Here is a 5135-nt window from a genome sequence, read left to right on the forward strand (position 1 = left end):
TCCGAACTAGACACTCAGATGATCACCGATGGGCTGCGAGCCCTTCACATCCGGGTCACCGCCAGCCGCGAACCCCGCTCAAGCTCGAAGAGCCCCTATTCGACGCCTTCCTCGCGCACACCGGACTGACTCTCGAACCCGACACAACCTGACCATTCGAGATCTGTATGGGTGATCAAGTTGGTTCGGGGTGACGCGGATTCGATACCGGCTTCGCGTGTTGCGCTCGCTCGGAGAAAAATTGCGCGTGGAACGCGTCGAGTCCGATGATGCCAATTTCCTGCTTGCCCAGGAGGTCTCGGCTGTCCCCGGGATCGGCCCGCCGAGCAGCGGTGATCCGTGCGCTTTACTCTGACCGTCTGGATTTACAACTCCTAACTCTTTGAGCGGTGGAGTCGGCGCCAGCAGATGATGGCGCAGGCGAGGGTGAGAAAGGCTTAGTGGATGTCGTCGCGGATCTCCCAGCGGATGCGCAGACGGCGGAACCGGTGCAGTAGAGCGATGGTCTGCTCGACGACCCACCTTCGGGCACCGAGTCCGGAGCCGTGTCCTGTTCCGCGTCGGGCTACGACCGGGGTGATGCCCTTGGCGCGAATTTGGCGGCGGTAGCAGTCGTAGCCGTAGCCCCGGTCGGCGTGGATCCGATGTGGTGGTTGCCGGGGTCGGCCGCAGGTCCCTCTGATCGGTGGGATCTTGTCGACCAGGGCATGAGTTGGGTGACGTCGTGGCGGTTGCCGCCGGTCCGGGCCGTGGCGAGGAGGGCTGCCCGCGTCGGTGATGACGTGGTGTTTCGAGCCGGGCTTGCGGCGGTGAACCGGGCTCGGACTGGACTGGGCCGCCCCTTGAGTGCCCGGGCGTGGGAGCCGTCGTTCACCGCCCGAGACACGTCCGGGGTAGCGGTACCGGCGAGGCGGACGGGGTGGCCGCAGCGGTTCGACCTCGGCCCACGACTCGTCGGAGACGATCCACGGCGGCTGCTCACCCCTCCTCACGTGCAGACAGGGCGATCCTCACGTCCGCTCGGTCCCGCCCGACCTCACCGAGTTGGGAGCGGTTTGGACAGTGCGGCATGGTTGCGGCGCCGCGTCATGGTCGGTGCCGTGCGGGGGCGCCGAGGTGGCCGGCCGGCAGGCTTGCGGTCCGTCCGCTGTGTACCGAAAGAATTCGTTGCACCGCTGGAACTCGGCGGATCATCTACGTATATCGACTCCTGCCCAGTTTTGACCGGTAATGCAGTTGGTCCGCAGGCTTTGGCGATGATATGTCCGGGCCGGTCGGGTGTGAATTGTTACCGGCATGATCACTAGGTGGGGTAGACGATGTCGCCCGACCTCGGTCCGCAATTGAGCGACTACCATCCGTAGTAGCGATGCGCCTTTACGGCCCCCCGGGCCCTGTGTATTATCCGTCGCACGAAGTTCTGAACCTGACACAACTAGCAGCGGTGGGTGAGCGAGAGCCGGTTGCCGGGTTCCACTTATTTATGAAGTGGGACCGAACGGCGGGGTAATCGTGTAAGAGGCGCCGGGTCGGTATTAGGCCCAACGTCGTTGTGTAGTGTGCGAAGACGAATGTTGGGAAGACGTCGGTGTGTATACGCGTGCATTTTTCCCCATTACCCGGGGCGGCTAGAGAATGGCGACAGTAGGGGTCGTCGGCGCGGGTGTGATGGGCAAGGATGTGGCCATCACGTGCGCGGCCAACGGTTACGACGTGATCTTGTCCGATCATGATCCCGACGTGCTGGCCGCCGCGCCCCGCGATCTCCGTAAGCTCGTCCGGAAGTTCCGGATGATGTCCCCGGCCGCAGCCGGGTGGAAGACCGACGAGATCCTCGGCCGCATCCGCTGCGGCGCCGACCTCGGCGAACTCGCCGGGGTCGACTGGATCGTCGAGAACATCGTCGAGGACCTGGCCGCGAAGGAGCAGCTTTACCTCGCTCTCCGTGACATCTGCGGCGAGAGCGTGCGGATCGCGGTCAACACGAGCTGCATCTCCATCACCAAGCTCGCCGCCTGCACCCCACGACCCCCGAACGTCGTCGGCATCCACTTCATGAACCCGGTTCCGCTGCTGGAGTGCGCGGAGGTCGTCCGCGGCTACCACACGTCCGACGACACGATCAAGCAGGCCGAGGAGTTCGTCCGGTCGCTGGGCAAACGGTCCATCGTGGTCAACGACATGCCCGGCTTCGTGTCCAACCGGTTGTCGCACCTGTTCATGAACGAGGCAGCCTTCCTGGTGCACGACGGCGTCGCCGAGCCGGAGCAGGTCGACGCCATCTTCAAACTCGGGTACGGGCACAAGATGGGGCCACTGGAGACCGCCGACCTCATCGGCCTGGACACGGTGGTCAACTCTTTGAACGTGCTCTACGAGGAGTTCCAGGACAGCAAGTTCCGCTGCTGCCCGACGCTGAAGAAGATGGTTGCCGCGGGCCTGCTGGGGCGCAAGAGCGGCCAGGGGTTCTACACCTACGCGGGCCGCTGAGCCCACCCGCGCCACCGAACTTCCGCACACCGCTGAAACACCTCCCTGAGTCACTGATGCAGTCATGCACTGCCTCGCAGAGCAGCGATCCCCTGGAGGACTCCGATCTATGAAGATGGTGAAGTGCGTCGTCTGGGACCTCGACGACACGTTGTGGCACGGCACCCTGTCGGCCGGCGCCGACCTCGTCCTCCGCGACGGCGTGGTCAACGTGATCAAGACCTTGGATGCCCGCGGCGTCCTCCAGTCGGTGGCCAGCAAGAACAACCACGATGACGCGGTGCGCAAGCTCGAAGAGTTCGGCCTCGCCAAGTACTTCCTCTACCCGCAGATCAACTGGAACAGCAAGTCCAGTTCCGTCGCGGCGATCCGGGAGAAGCTGAACATCGGCATCGACACGATCATGTTCGTGGACGACCAGCCGTTCGAGCGCGACGAGGTCGCCTTCGTCCACCCGGACGTCGAGACGGTCGACTCGGCGGAACTGGGCACGATGCTCTCGATGCCGCGCCTGTCGCCCACGGTGGTGACCGAGGACGCCGCCCGACGCCGGCAGATGTACCTGGAGGATCAAGCACGCAGCGAGGCGGAGCTCGCCTACCAGGGCGCCTCGGACGAGTTCCTCAGCGGGCTCGACATGATCTTCACGATCTCTCGGGCGAAGGACGGCGACCTGCTGCGGCTCGCCGAGCTGACCGAGCGCACCAACCAGCTCAACTCCACTGGCATCCAGTACTCGTACCAGCAGCTCGAAGAGCTTATGGACAGTCCCGACCACGACCTCTGGGTGTGTGAGCTGACCGACCGCTACGGCTCGTACGGCAAGATCGGCGTGGCGTTGGTGGAGAAGCAGGACGACCGCTGGACGGTCAACCTCCTGCTGATGTCGTGTCGGACGGTGTCCAAGGGCGTGGGCACGGTCCTGCTGTCCTTCTTGTTGCACCGGGCCGCCGAGAACGGCAAGCGCTTCTTCGCCCGCTTCCGCCGTACCGACCGGAACCGCCAGATGTTGGTGACCTACCAGTTGGCGAACTTCCGTGTGGTGTGGCGCGAGGGCAACGACTACCTGTACGAGAACGATCTAGCAGTCCGCCAGGAATACCCCGGATACATTGAGGTCAAGATCGATGCGTGACGAGATGGTGGCGAACATGGCAGACGTGATGGTGGCGGATGCTGCGACGAAGATCCGGGGATACCTGCGGGAGAACATGACCGCGTTCCAGGACGTCGAGTTGGACGACGAGGAGAACATCTTCGAGCGTGGTTACTTCACGTCGTTGTTCGCCATGCAACTCCTGCACTACGTGGAGTCCACATTCGACATCGAGGTCCCGGACGACTACATCATCCTGCGCAACTTCAGTTCGGTCCGCCGTCTCGCGGACATGGTCGGTGAACTGAAGGCTTCGGCTGGTGAGTGACACGGACCGGTCCGACGTCATCGCGCGAGCGAGATTGTTCGCCGAGACCGAGTTGGCTCCGCGGGCCGCGGAGTTCGACCGTGACGAGTTCCTGCCGCAGGATGTCATCAAGAAGATGGCGGAGCAGGGTTTTCTCGGCGCGTCGATCCCGACGGCGTGGGGTGGACTCGGCCTCGATCCGCTGGAGTACGGCGACGTCACCGAGGCGATCGGCAAGGCCTGCGCGTCCACCCGGGCGTTGCTGACCGTCCACACCTCCATCGTGGCCGGGACGCTGCTGGATCTGGCGTCGAAACGGCTCAAGGGCAAATACCTCGCCGCCCTTGCCCGCGGCGAAAAGATCGGCTGTTTCGCGCTGTCCGAGGAAGGCGCGGGGTCGGACGCGGCCTCGGTCGCCACGTCCTACATCCGGAAAGGCGACTCGTTCGTCCTCAACGGTCGTAAGAAGTGGATTTCCTTTGCCGATATCGCCGACCTGTTCCTGGTGCTGGCCTCCGACAACGGCGTTCCGAGCGCGTTCATAGTGGAGCGCGACATGCCCGGCGTGCGGACCTGGCCCATGTCCGGCTTTCTGGGCAACCGCGCGACCCACATCGCGGAGGTCGAGCTGGACGACGTCGAGGTGCCGGCGGAGAATCTCATCGCGGGTATCGGCGCGGGCTTCGGCTTCGTGGTGAACACGGCCCTGCTGCACGGCCGGTACAGCATCGCGTGGGCCGGCGTCGCGCTGGCGCAGGCGGCGTTGGAGGAGATGTGCTCCTACGCGACGCGACGTGAGCAGTTCGGGGTCAAGATCGGCACGCAGCAGTTGGTGCAGAAGATGGTCGCCGACACGGTCACCAACGTCGCTGCGGCCCGGGAGCTGTGTCGCAGCGCGGGCCGGTCGCTCGCGCAGCGCCACGCCGACGCGACCACGGAGACGATCATCGCGAAGTACTTCTCGTCGACGATCGCCCAACGCGCGACGTCGGACGCGGTCCAGGTGCTGGGCGGGAACGGGTGCTGGTCGGGATACCCGGCGGAACGCCTGTTCCGGGAGGCGAAGATCCTCGAGATCATCGAGGGGACCTCCCAGTTGCAGCAGATTTTGATCGCCGATGTCGGCTACAAGAAGTTCTCCCGGAAGGCCTAGGCGATGAAACCCTGTCCGATCCCGCACGTCGCGAACACCCCGGAGAGCGTCATGGCAAGCACCCCGTGTGACCGGTTGGTGAGGCGCCG

General features: G+C 64.4%; 5 protein-coding genes. 4 read left to right on the forward strand and 1 reads right to left on the reverse strand.

Going from position 1 to position 5135, the window contains the following annotated elements:
- Window positions 1-437 precede the first annotated feature (437 nt).
- Window positions 438-992 carry a transposase gene (locus tag ABZ795_RS24605; RefSeq protein ID WP_357532041.1) on the reverse strand — a complete coding sequence of 185 codons (555 nt, stop codon included), beginning with the start codon at window positions 990-992 and terminating at the stop codon, window positions 438-440.
- Between the two features lie 643 nt (window positions 993-1635).
- On the opposite strand from ABZ795_RS24605, the gene ABZ795_RS24610 reads away from it, so the two are divergent.
- The 4 genes from ABZ795_RS24610 (at window position 1636) to ABZ795_RS24625 (ending at window position 5046) form a co-directional block, all read left to right on the forward strand.
- Entirely contained in the window at window positions 1636-2490 is an 855-nt protein-coding gene (locus ABZ795_RS24610) for a 3-hydroxyacyl-CoA dehydrogenase family protein (protein WP_327026654.1), read from the forward strand.
- Window positions 2491-2599: 109 nt separating this feature from the next.
- Window positions 2600-3625, forward strand: coding sequence for an HAD-IIIC family phosphatase (locus ABZ795_RS24615; RefSeq protein WP_357532042.1), 1026 nt, complete (start codon window positions 2600-2602; stop codon window positions 3623-3625).
- Window positions 3618-3914, forward strand: coding sequence for a phosphopantetheine-binding protein (locus tag ABZ795_RS24620; protein ID WP_357532043.1), 297 nt, complete (start codon window positions 3618-3620; stop codon window positions 3912-3914). Before ABZ795_RS24615 ends, ABZ795_RS24620 begins: the two co-directional genes overlap by 8 nt.
- On the forward strand, window positions 3907-5046 hold the full coding sequence (locus tag ABZ795_RS24625) for an acyl-CoA dehydrogenase family protein (protein WP_327026651.1): 1140 nt from the start codon (window positions 3907-3909) through the stop codon (window positions 5044-5046). The genes ABZ795_RS24620 and ABZ795_RS24625 overlap by 8 nt, the downstream gene beginning before the upstream one ends.
- The last annotated feature ends 89 nt before the right edge of the window (window positions 5047-5135 follow it).

This window comes from Micromonospora sp. NPDC047134, assembly GCF_040643455.1.
Classification (GTDB): domain Bacteria; phylum Actinomycetota; class Actinomycetes; order Mycobacteriales; family Micromonosporaceae; genus Micromonospora.

Coding starts and splice junctions, on each gene's coding strand:
- ABZ795_RS24620 (WP_357532043.1), top strand. CDS start 3,618: ATGCGTGACGAGATGGTGGCGAACATGGCAGACGTGATGGTGGCGGAT.
- ABZ795_RS24615 (WP_357532042.1), top strand. CDS start 2,600: ATGAAGATGGTGAAGTGCGTCGTCTGGGACCTCGACGACACGTTGTGG.
- ABZ795_RS24610 (WP_327026654.1), top strand. CDS start 1,636: ATGGCGACAGTAGGGGTCGTCGGCGCGGGTGTGATGGGCAAGGATGTG.